The organism is Bacillus sp. G16 (assembly GCF_021282335.1).
GTDB lineage: Bacteria > Bacillota > Bacilli > Bacillales > Bacillaceae > Bacillus > Bacillus inaquosorum.
The window spans coordinates 42,656-61,841 of record NZ_JAJSOZ010000019.1; the positions used below are offsets into that span (position 1 = coordinate 42,656).

Genomic DNA, 19,186 nt, shown 5'->3' on the forward strand with positions numbered 1-19,186 from the left:
CTGCGGAAACTTTACTTTACAGCATCTGATATTGTGATAGCGTGTTTGATTTTAGCTGCAAGGCCGTGCATTTGGGCGAGCGGAACAGAACATGCCGCGATTCGTATGCCCTTTGAAAGCGGGGCTGTAAAGATGTTCTGGGCAGCTAACATCTCGCTGGCTTCATCAGGATGGCTGCAAGGGATTGTAATGAAAAAGCCAGAATGGAAAGGCAATATGCTTAGTCCAATTTGATGGGCTTCATTGATGAACACTTCAGCCCGTTTCGCAATTAATGTTTGATATGCTTTACGTTCATCATTCACCTTGTTTAGCAGCATTTTATCGTTATAAATCGCAGAAAGCAAAGTCATACAGCCTCGATTGACATTTGACCACCTGGAGCGGCTGGTGACCAATACAGCGTTTTCAAATTCTTCAGCCACGCTCTTGCTGGAGGATACTCCAATTAAAGCTCCAGTCCGCTGGCCGTATACTGTAAAGCCTTTCGACATGCTGAAGGCAAAGGTGACAACGATGTTGGAAGGGAGATTGCTAAACTTTTTCATGAATGAGCGTGCGTTTACGGGGTCCTTTGTAAAGTCGATATAGGCAATATCAATGAGCAATGTGATTGTTTTGCTGCTTTTTTTAGCGGATTCTAATATCACATGTTTAATGATCTCATCCCATTCATGATCTGAAAGACTGTATCCCGTTGGGTTGTGATTCGGCGAATTTAAGATGATCACGACATGGTCCTGTTTGACGAGCAGATGGCTGACCATATGTGAGAATGATGTCAGATTAAACGTCATATCAGCGTCTAATAAAGAGAAGGTCATCAAATGGCGCCCAGTCTCTTTGCAGATGGTTTCATAGGGTGTCCAGTACCAATCGTGAGTTAATATGGTATCGCCAAAATTTGAATAGTTCCAAATCACATTAGAAATGGCACCGGCGCCGCCTGCGCTTGCAACCGCCCGTATATAGGCGTCAGGTCTGGACTCTCCGAAAGTATGTGTCACGGCTGCTTCCAAAAAGCTAGGCAATCCGGCTACCGGGCTGTAGCTGATCATGTCTTGAATGGGTATGCTGCGAAATAATTCTTCCACAGAAGGCAGACAGACGATGTTTCCGTCGTCATCTGCAATGGTTCCCATTGAAGCATCGATCACGTTTTCTTTTCCATATTGAATGATGGCTTGTTTAGCAGCCATTCCTGTACCAAATAATTTATCAACATACACTTTTCCCTTTGCATGGGCTGCTACCCTCGATTCCATGGATCCTCACCGTCTCCTTTGTATTTTTATCTGTCATTCGTTAGTTCTTGCTTGAGAAATCTATGAATCTAACATGTCACAACCTTTAATTGCGCAATGTTTGATCAATCCATTCTCTATCCCACTAATGTCTGCCATCATTTTTGGTGTACCTCTATTCCTTTTTGAACGTTCACAGATAAATACTGACGGCAGAGTAAACTAGCAGCAAACACATAATGATGCGAAATGCTTTATCGTATTTGTCAAAGAGTTTTTTGAACACAGAGCCGAATCCTGACCATAACAGCAGCGCCAGCCAGCCGAGAATGATGGCTAATGTGAGATAAAGAATGATCGATGTCATTGAATGCTGGAACGGCAGGATAAATGCACTCATCAATGTTAAGAAGAACAGAATGCTTTTGAAATTGATCATTTGAAAAATAAAACCTGATAGAAAAGAAGAATGCACATCTTCAGAATCCTTCTTTGCTTTTTTGGACATGCCGACCTGCCATGCCAAATAAAGCAGATAGACTGCACCTGCTATTTTGAAGTATGGTTCTGCAACCGGAATCCATTTGTATAGTCCTATCGTAAATACACCGCTGAGAATCCCAAGGACTGCAAAGCCTGCCAAAATGCCGCTATTGAAACGCCATGACCCCAGAAAGCCAAACCGCCGCGCTTCATTCATCATTAAGATGTTGCTCGGGCCAGGCGTAATGGATGTCAACATCACATACGAAAGAAAAGCTATTATACTCATAAAATCACCTTCATTTACTAATGTCGTACGGGGCAGTTTTTATTGTATGATAATGATATCTATAAATAAAATTGAAATATAAAAAAGCATTATCATTTTTTTCGATAGATATAAAAGGAGAAATCGTATGGAGATCAGACATCTTATCACGTTTCAAACCATCGTAGAGCAGGGGAGTTATACAGGCGCCGCGGCGAAGCTAGGTTATACGCAATCCACGATCACCACTCATGTCCAAGCGCTCGAGCAGGAGATCGGCGGGGCGTTATTCACGTATGAGAAAAGGAGTTTAAGACTGACGGCTTTAGGAAGAGAATTGATCCCTTTAGCTGAGGATTTACTATCAACCCATGAACAGATCAAGAATATGCAAAACGTTCACGAAGTTAAGGGTGTGTTGAAAGTAGCGGCACCTGAGTCGTTAACCATTTCCAGACTTGGGCCGATCATAAGGGAATTTTCGCTCAAATATCCTCATGTCAAAATCATTTTAAGCAACGGCACATGCGGGCAGAATCAGGTGGATTTATTAAGCGGACGAGTCGATGTCGCGTTAATGGTCTATCCGGAAATCAATATTGAAAAATGCATTCATTATACATTAACCGAGGAGGAGATAGTCCTTGTGGGCAGTATGGATGGACCGGATCATTTTGATGATTACAAACAGGAAAACAACAGCCATTTCTTTATTACAAATGAAGAGGGCTGCAGTTATCGGACCATGTTTGAAACATATCTTGTGAAGAATGACATCCGCAGCTTTCAAACAATGGAGCTGTGGAGTATCGAAGCGATCAAACAAACGGTCATGAGCGGGCTTGGATTTTCTTTTTTGCCTTATATCACAGTGAAAGAAGAAGTGGAGGCAGGTAGGCTAAAAATCCTTCATCATGCTGAAACCTTTGATCCGCTTTACTCTCATATGTTAATCAAAAAGAAAAAATGGCAGATGCCCGCCGCAGAGGCTTTTGCGGAGCTTGCTTTACATTCGATTCGTGAGGCGATGTGCTGAAAATCAGTGGGAAAAGGAGTGGGTGTAACGCTCACTCCTTTTCTATTTAAACGGCAGCTGTGAGCTTTGGTTTTACAAATTTCATAAAAATCCCTCTGACTAATGGACCCATAATCAGTAATTGCAAGGGATAAGCTAAGATGAAATTTTTCAATACAATCATCAGGTAAGCGCTGAAGAGGCTGTTCCCGTTAAGTCCATTTGATAAAGCGGCTGTCACTAAACCGAACACAGACATACAAAGCACCATGCCGATCACCATACACGTCGACATGGCGAGGATGACATATAATTTCTTAGACTTGTCGAACGGCAAACTGAACGCAATCTTTTTGGCAAGGGGGCCCACTAATAGTAAATCTAACAGCAGTGCGACCATAAAACCGATGACCATTTCAAAAACCGTCACCAGTGAAAAATCCTGAATGGCTCCGTTGATGATAGCATTGTAAATCGACATGACGCAGACCATTCCAAAGCACATCATCACGCCAAATATAAGACCTTCTTTTTTATTTGTTGGCATACAATCAATCCTTCTCTCCATAATCGGTGATTAGTATACCAATGAACCACTCATGCTCATAAGTGACAAATTTGTGAACAATTCATAGGCAGGAATCATCTTTTTTTGTCATCAGTACATGCGGAATGCCGTCCAGTATAAATTCTTCTGAAGCTGTCTGATAGCCGAGCTTTTCATAAAAGCCAGCCGCTTGTGTCTGGCCGTGCAGTTTGAAGGCAGAAATGCCTTGTTCTTTCACAATGCGTTCTAACGCATCGACGATTACTTTGCCCAGCCCGAATTTGCGATAGGGCTTCAGAATGCAGATTCTTTCCAGTTTCCCCACTTGATCAACGATACGGACACGGGCAGTGCCAACGGGTTTATTCTCATGATAAACGAGGATGTGCCGGCAATCTTCACGGAGTGTATCGAACTCATCGAATTCATCGGAAACGGGACAGCCTTGTTCTTCTACAAATACAGTTTTTCTGATTTCAAACGCTATATGTAAATCATGCTCTGATGTTATTCTTTTCACATTCACGATGTGATCCTCCCTTACTCAGAAAAATGGCTGATGACGTATTGTTTAAAGGTCTCAGCAACCGGCGATAAAAACCGGCCTTCTATCCAGGCGATTCCTATGACACGCTGACATTCCGGCCAGCTGACGCGGATTTTTGTAATTTTGCTTTGGTCCAAGCCTTTCAGGTCGGGCAGAATGGATATGCCGAGTCCTGCAGCGACAAAACCTGCCGCAGTGGCGGCTTCTTCCCCTTCAAACATAATGTTCGGTTGTATATCGGCTTTCTCAAACAGTTCATCGACTGTCATCCGAAGTGCGTAGCCTTTTTTCAATAAAATAAAACGCTCCCCGGCAATCTCACTCAGGGTAATGCTTTCACGATTGGCTAATGGGTGATCGTTTGGCACAAATACAAAAAGTTCTTCACTCCACAGCTTGATCCATTGGATCGGTTTTTCAGGCTTGATCGAAGCGAGGAGGCAGAGGTCCAGATCTCCGGATTTTAATCGTTCAAGCAGCCAATAAGAATGGTTTTGCTTCAACTGGAAGGCAATGTTGGGGTATTCCTGCTGGAAGGAGCCGATGAGATCGGGCACGAGCGTTGTTCCTAAAGTATGCAAAAAGCCGAGAGATACTTCGCCTTGGTCTGGCTTTAATAAGGCTTGGATTTCCTGTTTTCCCTCGGTGTACTCCTTCATCATCGCCTCTACCCTCCGTAAAAAGATGTGCCCATATTTATTTAAGGTAATGGATCGTCCTTGCCTGTCGAATAGCGGGACGCCTAAATGGTTTTCCAGTCTGGCGATAGAGCGTGAAAGCGCAGGCTGTGTGATGGAGAGGCTTTTTGCCGCCTTCGTTACGTGCTGCATCTGGGCCAGTGTTTGAAAATATTCAAGTTGTTCCCATTCCAATCATCATCCCTCCTATATTACATATAAGCATGAAAAGCATATTTTATATGCATTATACAACATATATTAACGGTGCTAAGATAAATGTATAAACAGACTCGAGGATGTTTGAATTCGTAAGAAATAAAGGATGGTTGTTTATGGATGGCAGTGCTCAACAACATGCGGAGGGGCCGATAAAGTCCCGATGACATACATTCAAAAAGGCACACCGGTTTTTCGGAAAATTACGTTTGCTTTCTTTGCCGCGGGTTTTAATACATTTGCGATACTTTATTGCATACAGCCGCTCATGGAGGAATTCACGCGGGAATTTCATGTAACGCCTACGGCGGCAAGTCTTTCTTTATCTGTTACCACAATGCTGTTAGCTGTGAGTATGCTTGTCTTTGGTTCGTTGTCAGAGGTGTGGGGGCGCAAGCCGATTATGGCTGTATCCATGCTGGCCGCATCCGTGCTCTGTCTGGCGTCGGCCTTCAGCCCGAATTTTCATACGCTGCTCGTATTGAGAACCATTCAAGGGATTGCGCTCGCTGGGCTTCCGTCGATTGCGATGGCTTATCTCGGAGAAGAAATAGAACCCGGAAGCCTTGGGTCGGCGATGGGGCTGTATATCAGCGGAAACGCGATAGGCGCCGTTTTTGGAAGGATCGTTTCAGGGCTCCTGAGCGAGTTTTTTAATTGGCATATGGCGATGGGGGCAATTGGTGTAATTAGTTTGATCGCAAGTATTATATTTTCTATGAATTTGCCTCCATCCAGGCACTTCACGCCGAGAAAATTGGAGCTCGGGCAATTGGGAATATCTTTAATCAGCCACTTGAAGGATCGGAAACTATTAAGCTTGTTTCTCATTGGTTTTTTACTGCTCGGGAGCAATGTTGCATTGTTCAACTACATTGCGTATGTGCTGTTGGAACCGCCGTATTCGTTTAATAAAGCATTTGTCAGCTGGATTTTTATTGTGATGATTGTAGGGATTTTCAGCTCATCTTTCATTGGAAGAATGGTTGATCAATATGGTTATCCGAAAATCCTGATGATGAATATCTTCATCGTCATCGCAGGTGCTTTATTAACGATAAACAGTATGTTAGCAGTGAAAATTCTGGGGATTGCGCTCTTTACATTCGGCTTCTTCGGCGGGCATTCAGTCGCCAGCAGCTGGGTAGGCAGGAGAGCCGTGCACAACAAAGCGCAGGCTTCATCGCTGTACTTGTTCTTTTATTATGCCGGTTCAAGTATTTGCGGAACGGTCGGCGGGCTATTCTGGTCTGCTTTTCACTGGCTGGGTGTCGTCGGTATGATTGTCATCATGCTGCTGGTTGCGTTTGGGCTGTCGGGATACTTGGCTAGAAGTGTGAAAATGCCGGATAAAAGTAACGAAAAAGGATTGGATTGATGGCAGAAAAAAGGACCGCAGTCGGGTCCTTTTTTATTTCCAATGGGCAGGGATTTGTAGAGATGGCGGCAGCTTTGTGTTCGAGTCGCCTTTTGCGGCATTCACCTGTGCCTGCGTCAGAAAGATGCTCCCGGTTAGGTCAGCGCCGCTGAGATCAGCGTCTCTTACATCTGCACCGATAAAGTCTGTCATTCTCAAATCAGCATTTCTCAGGTCGGCAGCTATGAGCAGCGCCCCTCTTAGGTTTGCTCCTCGCAGATCAAGCCCTTTCAGTTTTGCGCCGATCAGGACACTTCCCCGGCTGATTTTTTTCGGAAGTTTTCGATTGCAGGCTTGGGCACGCACCAGCTCACTCGTTTTTAACAGCCATTCATTAACCTCAGCCCGATGTTCGTTCACCTGCAGTGTCAGCAGGTTTTCCTTGCTGAGTCTGGTGAGCTTGTCTATCTTATCGAAACAGGCCCGCAGCTCACGATGAATCGGCTTGGCGGTCTCTATAGAAAGAGCTTCATGTATATACCAGAGCATTTCGTGCAGCTGCTGCATGATCGGAAAAACGTCAAACATCTCGTTTGCAGTTTCCGGGTTGTTACGCCAATCCTTTCTCTCATAAGTGATTTGGGATACCTTCTGGCCGGCGCCAAAGCATTCATAAGCAGAACAGCCTCGAAACCCTTTTTCTCTGAGGTCTTTATGTATAGAACATTGATAGTTTGATTGTAAGTTGCGGCAAGGCGTGCCCCCGTCTTTATCAAAAGCAAAATCCGCTGATTTCGCATAAGGCAAGGCGACACAGCACAGACCAAAACAATGCTGGCAATCCGCGCTTAAATCACGATGTATATTGTCATGTAACGTTAATTCCGCAGACAATATCGTTCACCCCTTCACTTGGGAACTTTGTTAAATATATGCTATTTGATTATATAGGAAATATTGATACTTTTCATTTTGTTTTTACAGTTCGGCTGGTCAAACGATGTATAATATATCCAATCATGATGATTGGGAGGGAATCCTCTTGGAACAGCAAATAAAAGACATCATATCTGCATGTGATTTGGCAATCCAAAATGAAGATTTTGATACACTGATGAATTATTACACGGAAGATGCCGTTTTAGTTGTGAAGCCCGGCATGATCGCGCGAGGTAAAGAAGAAATCAAAAAAGCGTTTATGGCAATCGCGGACTATTTCAATCATCATATTGTCCCGACACAAGGGGAAATGATCATTTTGGAAGCAGGAGACACTGCACTGGTCCTTTCTCAAGCACTGCTTGATTCGGATAAAAAGGATTCCGAGTATACGATGGAGAGAAGGGCAACCTATGTGTTTAAGAAGAATGCACAAGGCGAGTGGCTTTGTGCAATTGATAATTCATATGGTACGGCTTTAATTGGTGTTTAGCGTTCAGATATGTCTTCGATGTGCTATTCCTGCATATAATGATTCATTCAGCTGATTAGGGAAGGTGACTCCATTGAATCTGTATGACTTTAGTATGGCTCCTTATTGGTTTTATGCAGGCAGGCACGGAGGACTTGTTCAACATCCATACTTATTTCGGCAGCCCGTTTCCTCTCGCGCAATCATTACATCAGCCCGCGGGGATGTAACGGGAGACGGTGTTATTGACGAAGTCTTTCTTACTGGCACCCAAATGCCCGGCAGCCCTTTATGGCGAAATATCACATTGGTGATCCGTGACGGCAGAACCCATCAGGAACAGCGAATCCAGCTCCAAAACAACATGGGATACAATCCGTCTCTTTTTCTTGGGGATATGACAGGCGACAAGATTGATGATGTGGCAGTGGTGGTGGATACTGGGGGAAGCGGTGGCGCTATATATGCGTATATTTTTGCCTATCTAAACCGGCAGTTCAGGCAAGTTTTCAATTCGGATGTGTTTCATGATGAATTTAAATACAGTGTGAGCTATCAAAATCAATATAAAGCAAATGTCATCAGCCACCATCAGAACGAAACGTATTTCCTTGATCTTACTTACAAGGGCAGGGAATATTTGAATGAGATTTATACTGCTCAGGGTGTGTTGAAAATGCCGATAGAAGGCTGGGTGAATCCTTTGTCTGGCTTGTATCCGGTTGATTTTGACAGAGACGGCACATACGAACTGCTGGCGTATCAGCGGATCGCCGGGATATGTCCAAACCGTGTTGAAATGGAACGGGCAGAGATTTATGTTTGACCGCCAGACTGTTTCGATTTTTGGGAGTGACCTATCGTAAGTATTTCGATGCAGAAAAAGAGTGCTTTCAGCAAGCACTCTTTATTCCAGCTTAATTCGTTTAACATCCCCTAATACAAACACATAAAAAACCAATCCCAGCAACAGCACAAATCCGGCTACCAGAAAGCTGAGCGTAAAGGAGCCTGTCACATCAAACAAATATCCCGTCAGTGAAGCAGCAATAATGCCTCCGAACAGGTTGTTTGCCAGGTTCACCATGGAGCTCAGCATGGATACGGAACCGATCGGCGCCAGTTCCGCGGAAATGGACCAGCCGACTGGAGCGGTTGCAGATATACCGGCAAGGCCGATTGAAATACAGACAATTGCGATAGTGATATTGTTCGTCAGAATCGAGCCTAAAAAGAAAAAGCCGAAGCTCATTCCGACAATGATCACGGTTCGGTACACCTTGGTGTTAGAATAGCCTTTCTTAATAAAGTAATCGACGAGCCATCCGCCGACCACGATTCCGGAAATGGTTGAAATCAGCCATGGCACGGCTGTAAATAAACCGGACGCCATGAGATCCATTCCGTATGTATGCTTAAAGAAAGTCGGAAGCCAGGTGAGCAGCAGGTTAAATGTATAGCCGTACCCTGTAAATCCGATCATTAAGCCCCATACTTTACGGTTGGCAAAAAGCTTTTTTAAAAGCGGACCCGTTTTGTAAGGAATTTGCTCTGTTGTGATCGTATTGTGTTTTTGAATATAGTTTAATTCGCTTTTGGAAATGCGTTTGTGCCGTTCAGGCTGCTCATAATACTGCCAGAAAAAGATCGTAAACAGCACATTGATGCATCCAATCGTCAAAAAGGCGACACGCCAGTCAAATGTGGTGACAAGAAAGGCGACCAATGGCGCGCCGATCACGTTTGAAAATTTGGCGGCCGAGTCGAACAGAGAGTTTGCCAATCCCCGCTCACTTGGAGGAAACCATAGAGCGGTTGCCTTAGAGGCGGCAGGGAAAGCAGAGGCGCTTGTCAGCCCTATGAGAAACCGGAACAGATACAACAGCAATTTTCCTTGCAAAAAAGCAAGAAGAATCGTTAAAAAGCTCCATATTGTCATTCCAATCCTCGTGACCCACGCCACGCCAAACCGGTCCAGCAAACTTCCGACAGGCAGCTGCATCAGTGTATAAGAATAGGTGTATATGGAAAACACGATGCCGAGTTCAGTTGCTGTAAGATGAAACGAATCTTGTATCGCAGGGGCCGCTACAGAGATGGCCACTCGGTCAAAATAATTAAGAATAATAATGCCGCTGAGTAACGAAGATATGTACCATCTGGTATGTCCAGGCCGTTTCACGCGCTCTTGACTCATGATGAAAACCTCCTCTGTCATAGCATGATCTCCTGACGGAAATACCATTCAAATTTTAAATACCACAGCGTGCTTTTGCGTAAACGGACAGCAGGAATTTGACTGGAAAAGCCCTGTGCTTTAGAATGAAAGTAATAAAAATGAACACTCCAAAGGGGAGTAGCTTTCACAGTAAAGTCGTCATTACGGGACAAGACGTCCTCGGCTTTGCTGGCAATCTAATTGTTAGCGAGACCTTTGCCAAATCTGATTTGGTGAAGGTCTTTTTGTTTCGGAACTTCACCAAATCGGTGGAGTTTTTTCATTTTTATCAAAAAGGGAGAGGAGCGTCAGAATGTCTAAGCTGAAAAAGTGGCTGAAGCGTGAATTGGTGAAGAAAGGGCTGCCGTTAGCGAAAGAGAAATTGATCCCGATCTTAAAAGAAAAAATGAAGAAGAAACGATGAGGAGGCTGACGATGAAGATCATTTTGACAGTACTTGCCGGAGTGGGGCTTTTGAGTGCAAGCGGATGCGGCATGCTTGATCAGGTGAATGACGGTTTGAACTATACGAGTGAAGCAACGGGCTATGTGGAGAAGGTCAAGACATTTGCAGAGGAAGCGCCTGAATTGGCTAAACAGGCTGTAAATGACACCGAGGCGAAAGAAAAACTTGAAGCACAGCTTGAGTCGATTCAGCAGGCTGCCGCTGATTTTAATGAATTAACACCGCCTGATGCCGCGGCGGAGATTCATCAAACCATTCAGGAGCATAACGAAACATTGCAGAAAAGTGCTGACGATGTGTTGAAACAAGTGGAGGAAGGCAAGGTATCGCTTGAAGAATGGGAGCAGTCAGACCTTGTCCAGAACGCAAAACAAATCACTGATGTGATGGGACAAATTGAAAAGCTGGGTGAATAAGAAAAAGCATCCCTACACGGGATGCTTTTTTATTAATCAGCCATTGCGTCTGTTAAGACAGGAACGACTTGTTTTTTACGGGAAACAACGCCTTTAAGAAGGGCTGTGTTGTTTTCTAATGTAACGTTGAACGCTTTTTCCACTTTCGCCGCTTCGTTACCGATCGCAAGGGCAAGTGAATCATTTTCTAAGATGTCTGTGATGACAAGAAGGAACAGGTCAAGGTTCTTCTCAGCCACAACTTTTGAAATGACAGCTTCTAATTCAGCTTGGCGTTTTTTCACATCTTCAATGTCTACTGTGTTCACTTGTGCGATTTCGACTTTTTTGCTGCCGAGTGTGAATTCTTTCGCATCAAGAGAAATCAGTTCTTCCACTGTTTTTTTGCTTAAATCAGCGCCCGCTTTCAGCATGTTCAAGCCGTATTCTTCAGCATCTACGCCGGCGATTTCCGCAAGCTCTTTTGCTGCCGCTACGTCTTGGTCTGTGCAAGTTGGAGATTTGAATAACAGTGAGTCAGAAATGATCGCAGACAGCATAAGGCCGGCAATTTCTTTCTCGATTTTCACGTTATTTTCTTTGTACATTTTATTTAAGATTGTAGCCGTACAGCCTACAGGCTCAGCACGATAGTAAAGCGGCTCAGCTGTTTCAAAGTTAGCGATGCGGTGGTGGTCGATCACTTCCAGAACCTGAACATCTTCAATGTCCTTGATGCTTTGCTGACGTTCGTTATGGTCAACAAGGATAACGCCGTTTACTTCGTTTGCAGCTGTTTCAACGAGACGCGGGCTCTCTTGTTTGAAATAGTCAAGCGCGTATTGTGTTTCGCCGTTGACTTGTCCAAGGCGGACTGGCTCAGCATTGAAGCCGAGTTTGTTTTTCAAATCAGCATAAGCAATCGCAGAACAAATCGTATCTGTATCTGGGTTTTGGTGTCCGAAAATAAGTATCTTTTCCATGATAGCTCCTTATCTTTTTTAAGTAGTGTAATCTTTATATAGTTTAACACGTCTTGCTGCAGGTGTAATCATACAAACCCTTAAAAATTGATGTGAATAAGAAGCATTTTCTTTGAGCTGAGGAGGAAAGGTGTGTAAAATACTGGGTAGCTCAGTTGCGAAATGTAATGTAGTATCAAAAAAGGTACTATTGGAGGTTCTAGTATGAGTGAAAAAAAGAATATATACCCGAACAAAGAAGGCTGTCCTGTTGAATTTACGCTAGATGTCATTGGCGGAAAGTGGAAAGGAATTCTTTTTTATCACATGATAGATGGCAAGAAACGGTTTAATGAGTTTCGCCGAATCTGCCCGAGTATCACTCAAAGAATGCTCACCCTTCAGCTGCGCGAGCTGGAAGCGGACGGCATCGTGCATCGTGAGGTGTATCACCAGGTACCGCCCAAGGTTGAATACTCTCTGACGGAATTTGGGCGAACGCTTGAACCGATTGTTTTGCAAATGAAAGAATGGGGAGAATCCAATAGAGATGTCTTGGAATCATATCGTTCGAACGGCTTGCTAAAGGATCAGCAGAAATAGCAGCAAAGGGAATTCCTTTGCTGCTTGTTTTATTTCATCGAAAGGGCTCTGTTGGCGTTTCTGACATCATTTTTTAACAGCTCAGAAAGGTTATAAGATGGATAGTATCCATGCTGATACATGTATTGAAAAACTTGCGCGTGCAACTGTATGGCAGCATTCAGCTGTTTGACCAGTACGTTTCTTAATTGAGGTGTGGCTGTTTCTGTAATTGCGATGGCATAGCTGCGGACAGATGTTTTGGCAAAACCGAGCAGGTCGCCACTGTAAAAGGGGTCATCCGCGCGTTCTTCTTCTTCATCCTCTCGCGGCGCCTGAGGGAAGAATGGGAGAAGCTCTCTTAAATTTTGCTCAACGGCCTGAATGGAGACACTGTAAAGCTGTCTGAGCTGAGGGTCTCTTACTTCTCTTATCATTTTCTTGAGTCTAATGAGTCCATTTGATTGAAAAGCAACCAGCTCATGCATTTCCAATGTTTCATGCCAAGCCAATGTTCTGCGTTCATCCATGTAACAGTTCTCCTTTATCAATCAGATTCCATATCAGCATATGCCCAACGATTAATGTTGTTCATGATGTTTTGAAGTTTTTAAAACGGGAAATTCACCTTATATAGGACACGGGTTGAGAACATGCAAAAAGAGGTGAAACACGATGTGGGACATGATAAAGGACTTTTTCTTGTTTAGCAGCGGCGTTCTGCAGGCAACAACCCTTTTACTGGTCATCTTAATCTTTATGTATGTCAGAAAAACGAAAAAGAAAAACAAGGAATCTTCTGGCTTTATGGATGATAAACATTAATCGTGATGGGCATTCTTTTTAAAGAATGTCTTTTCATTTGCAATGTTCCACATGAAACATTGGCGTCATTTTACTTGCGATTTGGACTTATGTTAAAATATAAAAGCAAAATGTAGAGATGATATAAAAAACATTCGGTGCAAAACATGTTGCAGCGATGAAAAAAGAGCAGTCGTTTATGCTGCTCTTTTCTATTCGTATGTTCAGGATGATACGAGGTGACTAAGTGAAACAAACGAGAGCATTATTGGAAGGTGCTATTTTAATCAGTCTGTTTGCGATCATCACGCTTTTGGTCGTTTATGTTCCTGTAATTGGAACAATTCTGTTATTTGCACTGCCGCTGCCCATGATCCTGTATACGATCAGACATGGATTGAAGTTAGGGATATGGATGGGCGCTGTCAGTCTTCCGGTTGTTTTTATAGTCGGGTCTTTTAACGGACTTATTGTAGCTTTTATGTCAGCTTGCGCCGGCATTGCCATGGGACATTTTTTCAAAAGGAAAGAGCCCGGGCACGCCATTATTTCGGGCGCTCTTATTTATATGCTTTGTATTGTCTTCTATTTTGTGATAAGCATTCAGTTTTTGGGTATCAATATCATTGATGAAGCGATGACACAATACCGGCAATCCCTTGATATTGTAGAAACTGTAGTGAAGCAGTCGGGCAATGCTGAACAGCTTGAGAAGCAATTGAAACTGATGGAAGAACAATTGGGTATGGTTCAATATCTTTTTCCAACAGCTATTGTGATGGTAGGAGCTATTTTTTCTTTCCTCAGTTACTTTATCGCTAAGCCGCTCTTAAGGCGATTCTCCCCCGATATTCCTAATCTAAAGCCTTTTAGAGAGTTGAAGTTTCCGCAAAGTGTTGTAGTGCTGTATTTAATAATTGTCATGCTTTCATTTTTGCCTTTAGAAAAAGGCCAAATGCTGTACTCTATCGCTTTAAATGGGGAGTTTATACTCGGGTTTCTGATTTTCATCCAAGGTTTATCATTTATCTTTTTCTATTGCCATAAGAAACAATATCCGAAGGCTGCGGCTGTGATTGCGGTGGTTCTTGGACTGATGCTTCCGATCTTTATGGCAGCCATTCGTATTTTAGGCGTTATAGATATGGGCTTTAATATAAGGAATAAGGTGAAGTGAACATGAGTTTTACTCACATGGTGGGGAGTGATAGAAATGCCAAGCTTTTATGAAAAACCGCTGTTTCGGTATCCCATCTATGCTTTGATTGCTTTGTCAATCATTACAATCCTCATCAGCTTTTATTTTAACTGGATTTTAGGAACCGTCGAAGTGCTGCTGCTTGCAGTTATTTTGTTTTTTATTAAACGTGCTGATTCTCTTATTCGGCAAGAGATTGATGCTTATATTTCTACGTTATCCTACAGGTTGAAAAAAGTCGGTGAAGAGGCATTGATGGAAATGCCGATCGGCATCATGCTTTTTAATGACCAATATTATATAGAATGGGCAAATCCGTTTCTTTCTTCTTGCTTTAATGAAAGCACATTAGTGGGAAGATCACTTTACGATACTTGTGAGTCAGTTGTGCCGCTCATCAAACAAGAGGTGGAATCGGAAACGGTTTCATTGAATGACCGCAAGTTTAAGGTTGTCATCAAGCGGGATGAGCGTCTGCTGTATTTCTTTGATGTAACGGAGCAAACTCAGATTGAAAAGCTATATGAAAACGAAAGAACCGTACTGGCTTATATTTTCCTTGATAACTATGATGATGTGACACAAGGATTGGATGACCAGACGAGAAGCACGATGAACAGCCAGGTGACATCTTTACTGAACGCCTGGGCGCAGGAGTACGGGATCTTCCTGAAAAGGACGTCTTCAGAACGCTTTATCGCTGTACTTAATGAACACATCTTAACTGAACTCGAAAATGCGAAGTTTTCGATTCTTGATGAGGTGCGGGAAAAAACCTCATTTGACGGTGTAGCGCTGACGTTAAGCGTCGGTGTCGGGGCTTCCGTCTCCTCGCTGAAAGAACTTGGCGATTTGGCGCAATCCAGCTTGGACTTAGCGCTGGGGCGCGGCGGAGACCAAGTAGCCATTAAGCTGCCGAACGGCAAGGTGAAGTTTTACGGGGGTAAAACAAACCCAATGGAGAAACGAACAAGGGTGCGGGCCCGCGTCATTTCTCATGCCTTAAAGGAAATCGTCTCTGAAAGCAGCAATGTGATTATTATGGGGCATAAATTCCCCGACATGGATTCTATCGGTGCAGCGATCGGAATTTTAAAGGTGGCTCAGGCAAATAACAAAGATGGTTTTATCGTCATTGACCCAAATCAAATCGGATCAAGTGTGCAGCGTTTGATTGAGGAAATCAAAAAATATGAAGAGCTGTGGTCAAGGTTTATTACGCCTGAAGAAGCGATGGAAATTTCCAATGATGATACGCTGCTTGTGATCGTTGATACACATAAGCCGTCACTTGTCATGGAGGAACGGCTGGTCAATAAAATTGAACATATCGTGGTTATCGACCATCACCGCAGGGGTGAAGAGTTTATCAGAGATCCGCTGCTCGTTTATATGGAGCCGTACGCTTCTTCGACAGCGGAATTGGTGACAGAGCTGCTTGAATATCAGCCAAAGCGCTTAAAAATCAATATGATTGAAGCAACAGCCCTATTAGCTGGTATAATAGTGGATACAAAGAGCTTTTCTCTCCGCACAGGCTCGCGGACTTTTGATGCGGCTTCTTATTTAAGGGCAAAAGGCGCCGATACTGTGCTTGTGCAGAAGTTCCTGAAAGAAACCGTTGAATCCTATATTAAACGGGCGAAGCTGATCCAGCATACGGCCCTCTATAAAGAGAACATTGCGATCGCTTCTCTTCCTGAAAATGAAGAGGAATACTTCGATCAAGTGCTGATTGCGCAGGCGGCGGATTCGCTGCTGTCGATGAGTGAGGTTGAGGCTTCATTTGCGGTGGCGAGACGGGATGAACAAACCGTTTGTATCAGTGCGCGATCACTTGGCGAGGTAAATGTTCAGATCATCATGGAGGCGCTGGAAGGCGGAGGGCATTTAACAAATGCGGCGACTCAGTTGTCCGGCATTTCAGTTTCTGAAGCGCTGGAACGGCTGAAGCACGCCATAGATGAGTATTTTGAGGGAGGCGTACAGAGATGAAGGTTATTTTCTTACAAGATGTAAAAGGAAAAGGAAAAAAAGGCGAAGTCAAAAACGTAGCAGACGGTTATGCGCATAACTTTCTGATTAAAAAAGGCCTCGCCGTTGAAGCGAACGCGACAAACATCAGCGCGCTAAACGGACAAAAGCAGAAAGAGAAAAAAGAAGCCATCGCCGAGCTTGAACAGGCAAAGAGCTTAAAAGAGACATTAGAAAAACTGACTGTTGAGCTCAGCGCGAAATCAGGTGAAGGCGGCCGTTTATTTGGTTCTGTGACAAGCAAGCAAATTACTGAACAGCTCCAAAAAGACCATAAGATTAAAGTAGATAAGCGGAAGCTTGAACTGCCGGACGGCATTCGTGCGTTAGGATATACAAACGTGCCTGTGAAGCTGCATCCAGAGGTGCAGGCTGTGTTAAAGGTACATGTGAAAGAGGAAGCTTAATAGAAAAGAGGCTTGGATTGCTCCAAGCCTCTTTTTTTATTCCACGAGATAAAGAGTTTGCTGGCTTTCTCCGCCAGGTCCTCCTCTCATGCCTTGCTGGCTGCTGTTTGTGCTGCTGGATGAACTGCTGTACTCGTCAGAGGATATTTCTTTTCCGTTTTTCTTAATCCAGGAAACAAGTTCGCTGTTACCTGAGTTATTTCCTGACAGAAGGAAGTATTTCACTTTGCCTTCTTTGACCAGCTTTTTCAGTTCGGACACAGTCAGAATAGGATCTGTGCCGTTAAATCCGCCCATTGCCATAACGGATTCATTTTCATGAATGATGTAAGGCGCAGCCGTTACGGTTGTCAAAGTAGCAAATAGATACTCTTCGCCGGTATTGTGCTTTCTCAGATAGGACAGGAGTCCGGTGTCAACCTCTGAGGAGAACATGTTCCCGCCGTTTGCTGAGCTTTTGAGCTGCGGGCCCGATTCAGGAAGGACGCTGTTGCCTCCGTATAGAAGCGGCGTAGCTGACCAGTAGACCGGTGTGAGCAGCAGAACGCATAAGCTGATGATGGTCAGCTGCTTGCTGAACGGATGGCTGCGTTTAAGCATCAGAAGCGCAAGGGTGATGCCGAGTCCTGAGAGTCCCAGGACATACATCCATACACTGCCGATTTGGCTTGTATAAGCGCTCAGAATATACACCTGGAATGCAGCTGTGATCAGAACGGCTGCCGGCAGCAGGCAGCTGGCCCAGTCTTTATTGTTTTTGTATAAGCGGTACATCGTATACCATCCGATACCGGAAAGTGCGGCAATCGGAGGTGCCAGCATTATCAAATAATACTGGTGAAAGAATCCTGCGATGCTGAAGAAACCAGCCACCGGAACGAGCCAAGCCGCCCAGAATATCGTTTCTTTCATTTCAGCTGCCTGTCCGCGGCGATCACGGTACCAGCTGACGATTCCGCCCAGCAATCCAATCAATGCGAATGGAAGCATCCAGCTGATTTGGCCGGAAAGTGCCGATTGGAAGAGACGAAGCGGTCCTGCATCGCCGGTGCCGAACATATTCATGCTTTTTCCGCCGCCACCGCCAGGCCCTCCGTTTCCAGGTCCGTTACCGCCTGTTGGAGGTGTGCCTCCGCCTCCATTGGAGGTGCCGTTTTGTCCGTTAGGCGGCTGAGGCGCCTGTGAATGATTCCCGAATGATTGATTCTCGTTTTGATTAGCGGCACTTCCGTCAAACTTGCTGTTTCCAGATGATCCGCTGCTGTTTGGCGCTTGCATGGTGTTATGATTCTGCATGTTACCGCCGCCAGCGGCATTCATATCACCTTGTGCAAGGCCAGTGGTTTGTCCAAGCAGCCGCTCGGTGCCGTTGTAGCCGAAGGCCAGTTCTAACACTGAGTTGGTCTGGCTGCTCCCTACATACGGCCGGCTGGAGGATGAGGTTGAATCCACCACAACCGCCCATGAGATCGAAAGGCCTGTCAGAAGGACAAGAGACAGAATCAGAGACCCGATTTTTTTCTTCAGAGAAACCCGAGATGCAATCAGGTAGAATAACACAAATGCAGGCAATACCATAAACGCTTGCATCATCTTCATGTTAAAGGCGAGCCCAATCAAGGCAAATGCCGTCAGCAGCCAAACCAGCTTATCCTGTTTCACTGCCCGAAGCAGGCAAGCTGAACCGAGCAATAAGGTAAAGACAAGCATGCTGTCGATGTTGTTTGTCCGGCTGACGGCTGCTGCGATAGGCGTCAGTGTCATAACAAGTGCGGCAATGCGAGCCGCTCCAATTCCAAAGGCCGGTTTGATCATTCTGTAGAGTAGGAATACAGATCCAACTCCGGAGAGAGCCTGAGGAAGGATTACACTCCATGTGTGAACGCCGAAAATCAGTGCGAAAATCGTTTGAATCCATAACACAACAGGCGGCTTATCCACTGTTACAAATCCGGAAGGGTCAAATGACGCATAGAAGAAATTGTGGAAGCTTTGCGTCATGCTTTTCACAGCCGCCAAATAGTATTGGTTCGCTGTGTCATCCTGCCAAATGTTATACGTATTCAGAAAAGCCGCTGCAAGCAAAATAAGAATAAGGACTAAGTCGAATCGTTTGGTTTTCATCGTTTTTCACCTCTTTATGGTGTCTTATTGTAAAAAACAAATATGAAAAACTTATGAATAAACCATAAATATTCGAAGAATTTCATAGAAAAAAGCGGAGAGATCGGGACTGACCCCCGTTTTTGAGACAGGGGTCAAAACACCTTTTAAACAGCCAATTGCCGATAGTTTATCGGTGATTGGTTGTTTAGTTTGGTTTGAATACGAATATTGTTATAATAATGAATG

20 protein-coding genes and 1 pseudogene are annotated in these 19,186 nt (G+C 44.3%); 10 read left to right on the forward strand and 11 right to left on the reverse strand.

Going from position 1 to position 19,186, the window contains the following annotated elements:
• Positions 1 to 11: 11 nt before the first annotated feature.
• Positions 12 to 1,265: a pyridoxal phosphate-dependent aminotransferase gene (locus LWH95_RS18150; RefSeq protein ID WP_232920117.1), complete on the reverse strand. Its 1,254-nt coding sequence runs from the start codon at positions 1,263 to 1,265 to the stop codon at positions 12 to 14.
• Positions 1,266 to 1,437: 172 nt separating this feature from the next.
• Positions 1,438 to 2,016, reverse strand: a complete 579-nt coding sequence (locus tag LWH95_RS18155; protein ID WP_133485237.1) for a LysE family translocator — start codon at positions 2,014 to 2,016, stop codon at positions 1,438 to 1,440.
• Between the two features lie 127 nt (positions 2,017 to 2,143).
• Between LWH95_RS18155 and LWH95_RS18160 the strand changes: the two genes are divergently transcribed.
• Positions 2,144 to 3,031, forward strand: a complete 888-nt coding sequence (locus tag LWH95_RS18160) for a LysR family transcriptional regulator (protein ID WP_232920118.1) — start codon at positions 2,144 to 2,146, stop codon at positions 3,029 to 3,031.
• 46 nt (positions 3,032 to 3,077) lie between these two features.
• Here the strand turns inward: LWH95_RS18160 and LWH95_RS18165 are convergent, their stop codons facing one another.
• From LWH95_RS18165 to LWH95_RS18175, 3 genes are all read right to left on the reverse strand, one after another.
• Positions 3,078 to 3,557 carry a DUF2798 domain-containing protein gene (locus LWH95_RS18165; protein WP_232920119.1) on the reverse strand — a complete coding sequence of 160 codons (480 nt, stop codon included), beginning with the start codon at positions 3,555 to 3,557 and terminating at the stop codon, positions 3,078 to 3,080.
• An 82-nt stretch (positions 3,558 to 3,639) separates the two neighbouring features.
• Positions 3,640 to 4,083 carry a GNAT family N-acetyltransferase gene (locus tag LWH95_RS18170; RefSeq protein ID WP_232920120.1) on the reverse strand — a complete coding sequence of 148 codons (444 nt, stop codon included), beginning with the start codon at positions 4,081 to 4,083 and terminating at the stop codon, positions 3,640 to 3,642.
• Between the two features lie 14 nt (positions 4,084 to 4,097).
• Complete coding sequence (locus LWH95_RS18175; protein ID WP_003236576.1) at positions 4,098 to 4,976, reverse strand: LysR family transcriptional regulator; 879 nt, start codon at positions 4,974 to 4,976, stop codon at positions 4,098 to 4,100.
• Between the two features lie 187 nt (positions 4,977 to 5,163).
• Between LWH95_RS18175 and LWH95_RS18180 the strand changes: the two genes are divergently transcribed.
• Entirely contained in the window at positions 5,164 to 6,378 is a 1,215-nt protein-coding gene (locus LWH95_RS18180) for an MFS transporter (RefSeq protein WP_232920121.1), read from the forward strand.
• 33 nt (positions 6,379 to 6,411) lie between these two features.
• Here LWH95_RS18180 and LWH95_RS18185 read toward each other — a convergent pair whose 3' ends face one another.
• Positions 6,412 to 7,251, reverse strand: a complete 840-nt coding sequence (locus tag LWH95_RS18185; protein WP_232920122.1) for a pentapeptide repeat-containing protein — start codon at positions 7,249 to 7,251, stop codon at positions 6,412 to 6,414.
• A gap of 148 nt (positions 7,252 to 7,399) precedes the next feature.
• On the opposite strand from LWH95_RS18185, the gene LWH95_RS18190 reads away from it, so the two are divergent.
• Entirely contained in the window at positions 7,400 to 7,789 is a 390-nt protein-coding gene (locus LWH95_RS18190; protein WP_232920123.1) for a YybH family protein, read from the forward strand.
• A 73-nt stretch (positions 7,790 to 7,862) separates the two neighbouring features.
• Positions 7,863 to 8,634: pseudogene (locus tag LWH95_RS18195) on the forward strand (hypothetical protein).
• Between the two features lie 41 nt (positions 8,635 to 8,675).
• Here LWH95_RS18195 and LWH95_RS18200 read toward each other — a convergent pair.
• On the reverse strand, positions 8,676 to 9,986 hold the full coding sequence (locus LWH95_RS18200) for an MFS transporter (RefSeq protein WP_133485251.1): 1,311 nt from the start codon (positions 9,984 to 9,986) through the stop codon (positions 8,676 to 8,678).
• A gap of 435 nt (positions 9,987 to 10,421) precedes the next feature.
• On the opposite strand from LWH95_RS18200, the gene LWH95_RS18205 reads away from it, so the two are divergent.
• Positions 10,422 to 10,868: a DUF6376 family protein gene (locus LWH95_RS18205; protein WP_232920124.1), complete on the forward strand. Its 447-nt coding sequence runs from the start codon at positions 10,422 to 10,424 to the stop codon at positions 10,866 to 10,868.
• A 32-nt stretch (positions 10,869 to 10,900) separates the two neighbouring features.
• Here the strand turns inward: LWH95_RS18205 and LWH95_RS18210 are convergent, their stop codons facing one another.
• Complete coding sequence (locus LWH95_RS18210; protein WP_003236558.1) at positions 10,901 to 11,830, reverse strand: manganese-dependent inorganic pyrophosphatase; 930 nt, start codon at positions 11,828 to 11,830, stop codon at positions 10,901 to 10,903.
• Between the two features lie 204 nt (positions 11,831 to 12,034).
• Here LWH95_RS18210 and hypR point away from each other — a divergent pair, with 204 nt between their 5' ends.
• Positions 12,035 to 12,412, forward strand: coding sequence for a transcriptional regulator HypR (gene hypR / locus LWH95_RS18215; protein ID WP_003236556.1), 378 nt, complete (start codon positions 12,035 to 12,037; stop codon positions 12,410 to 12,412).
• A gap of 29 nt (positions 12,413 to 12,441) precedes the next feature.
• Here the strand turns inward: hypR and cotF are convergent, their stop codons facing one another.
• The gene (gene cotF, locus LWH95_RS18220) at positions 12,442 to 12,921 is read right to left on the reverse strand and encodes a spore coat protein CotF (protein ID WP_019260014.1); all 480 of its coding nucleotides are present in this window, start codon (positions 12,919 to 12,921) and stop codon (positions 12,442 to 12,444) included.
• 145 nt (positions 12,922 to 13,066) lie between these two features.
• On the opposite strand from cotF, the gene LWH95_RS18225 reads away from it, so the two are divergent.
• From LWH95_RS18225 to rplI, 4 genes are all read left to right on the forward strand, one after another.
• A complete protein-coding gene (locus tag LWH95_RS18225; protein WP_003236551.1) occupies positions 13,067 to 13,216 on the forward strand; it encodes a hypothetical protein in 150 nt (49 codons plus the stop codon).
• A 226-nt stretch (positions 13,217 to 13,442) separates the two neighbouring features.
• Positions 13,443 to 14,372, forward strand: a complete 930-nt coding sequence (locus LWH95_RS18230; protein WP_060399945.1) for a YybS family protein — start codon at positions 13,443 to 13,445, stop codon at positions 14,370 to 14,372.
• 36 nt (positions 14,373 to 14,408) lie between these two features.
• Positions 14,409 to 16,388, forward strand: coding sequence for a cyclic-di-AMP phosphodiesterase GdpP (gene gdpP / locus LWH95_RS18235; protein ID WP_232920125.1), 1,980 nt, complete (start codon positions 14,409 to 14,411; stop codon positions 16,386 to 16,388).
• Positions 16,385 to 16,834 carry a 50S ribosomal protein L9 gene (rplI, locus tag LWH95_RS18240; protein ID WP_003236543.1) on the forward strand — a complete coding sequence of 150 codons (450 nt, stop codon included), beginning with the start codon at positions 16,385 to 16,387 and terminating at the stop codon, positions 16,832 to 16,834. Before gdpP ends, rplI begins: the two co-directional genes overlap by 4 nt.
• 36 nt (positions 16,835 to 16,870) lie before the next feature.
• On the opposite strand, the gene LWH95_RS18245 is transcribed toward rplI, so the two are convergent.
• Positions 16,871 to 18,958 (reverse strand): glycosyltransferase family 39 protein, encoded by a 2,088-nt coding sequence (locus LWH95_RS18245; RefSeq protein WP_232920126.1) that lies wholly within the window; start codon positions 18,956 to 18,958, stop codon positions 16,871 to 16,873.
• Between the two features lie 146 nt (positions 18,959 to 19,104).
• A partial coding sequence (locus LWH95_RS21740; protein WP_324197472.1) for an IS3 family transposase occupies positions 19,105 to 19,186 on the reverse strand: 82 nt, incomplete at its 5' end.

Bases quoted from the DNA above. Each gene is read 5' to 3' on its own strand.
- LWH95_RS18165 (WP_232920119.1), bottom strand. From the start codon at position 3,557: ATGCCAACAAATAAAAAAGAAGGTCTTATATTTGGCGTGATGATGTGC.
- cotF (WP_019260014.1), bottom strand. From the start codon at position 12,921: ATGGATGAACGCAGAACATTGGCTTGGCATGAAACATTGGAAATGCAT.
- LWH95_RS18150 (WP_232920117.1), bottom strand. From the start codon at position 1,265: ATGGAATCGAGGGTAGCAGCCCATGCAAAGGGAAAAGTGTATGTTGAT.
- hypR (WP_003236556.1), top strand. From the start codon at position 12,035: ATGAGTGAAAAAAAGAATATATACCCGAACAAAGAAGGCTGTCCTGTT.
- LWH95_RS18155 (WP_133485237.1), bottom strand. From the start codon at position 2,016: ATGAGTATAATAGCTTTTCTTTCGTATGTGATGTTGACATCCATTACG.
- LWH95_RS18200 (WP_133485251.1), bottom strand. From the start codon at position 9,986: ATGACAGAGGAGGTTTTCATCATGAGTCAAGAGCGCGTGAAACGGCCT.
- LWH95_RS18210 (WP_003236558.1), bottom strand. From the start codon at position 11,830: ATGGAAAAGATACTTATTTTCGGACACCAAAACCCAGATACAGATACG.
- LWH95_RS18160 (WP_232920118.1), top strand. From the start codon at position 2,144: ATGGAGATCAGACATCTTATCACGTTTCAAACCATCGTAGAGCAGGGG.
- LWH95_RS18180 (WP_232920121.1), top strand. From the start codon at position 5,164: ATGACATACATTCAAAAAGGCACACCGGTTTTTCGGAAAATTACGTTT.
- LWH95_RS18225 (WP_003236551.1), top strand. From the start codon at position 13,067: ATGTGGGACATGATAAAGGACTTTTTCTTGTTTAGCAGCGGCGTTCTG.
- LWH95_RS18245 (WP_232920126.1), bottom strand. From the start codon at position 18,958: ATGAAAACCAAACGATTCGACTTAGTCCTTATTCTTATTTTGCTTGCA.
- gdpP (WP_232920125.1), top strand. From the start codon at position 14,409: ATGCCAAGCTTTTATGAAAAACCGCTGTTTCGGTATCCCATCTATGCT.
- rplI (WP_003236543.1), top strand. From the start codon at position 16,385: ATGAAGGTTATTTTCTTACAAGATGTAAAAGGAAAAGGAAAAAAAGGC.
- LWH95_RS18205 (WP_232920124.1), top strand. From the start codon at position 10,422: ATGAAGATCATTTTGACAGTACTTGCCGGAGTGGGGCTTTTGAGTGCA.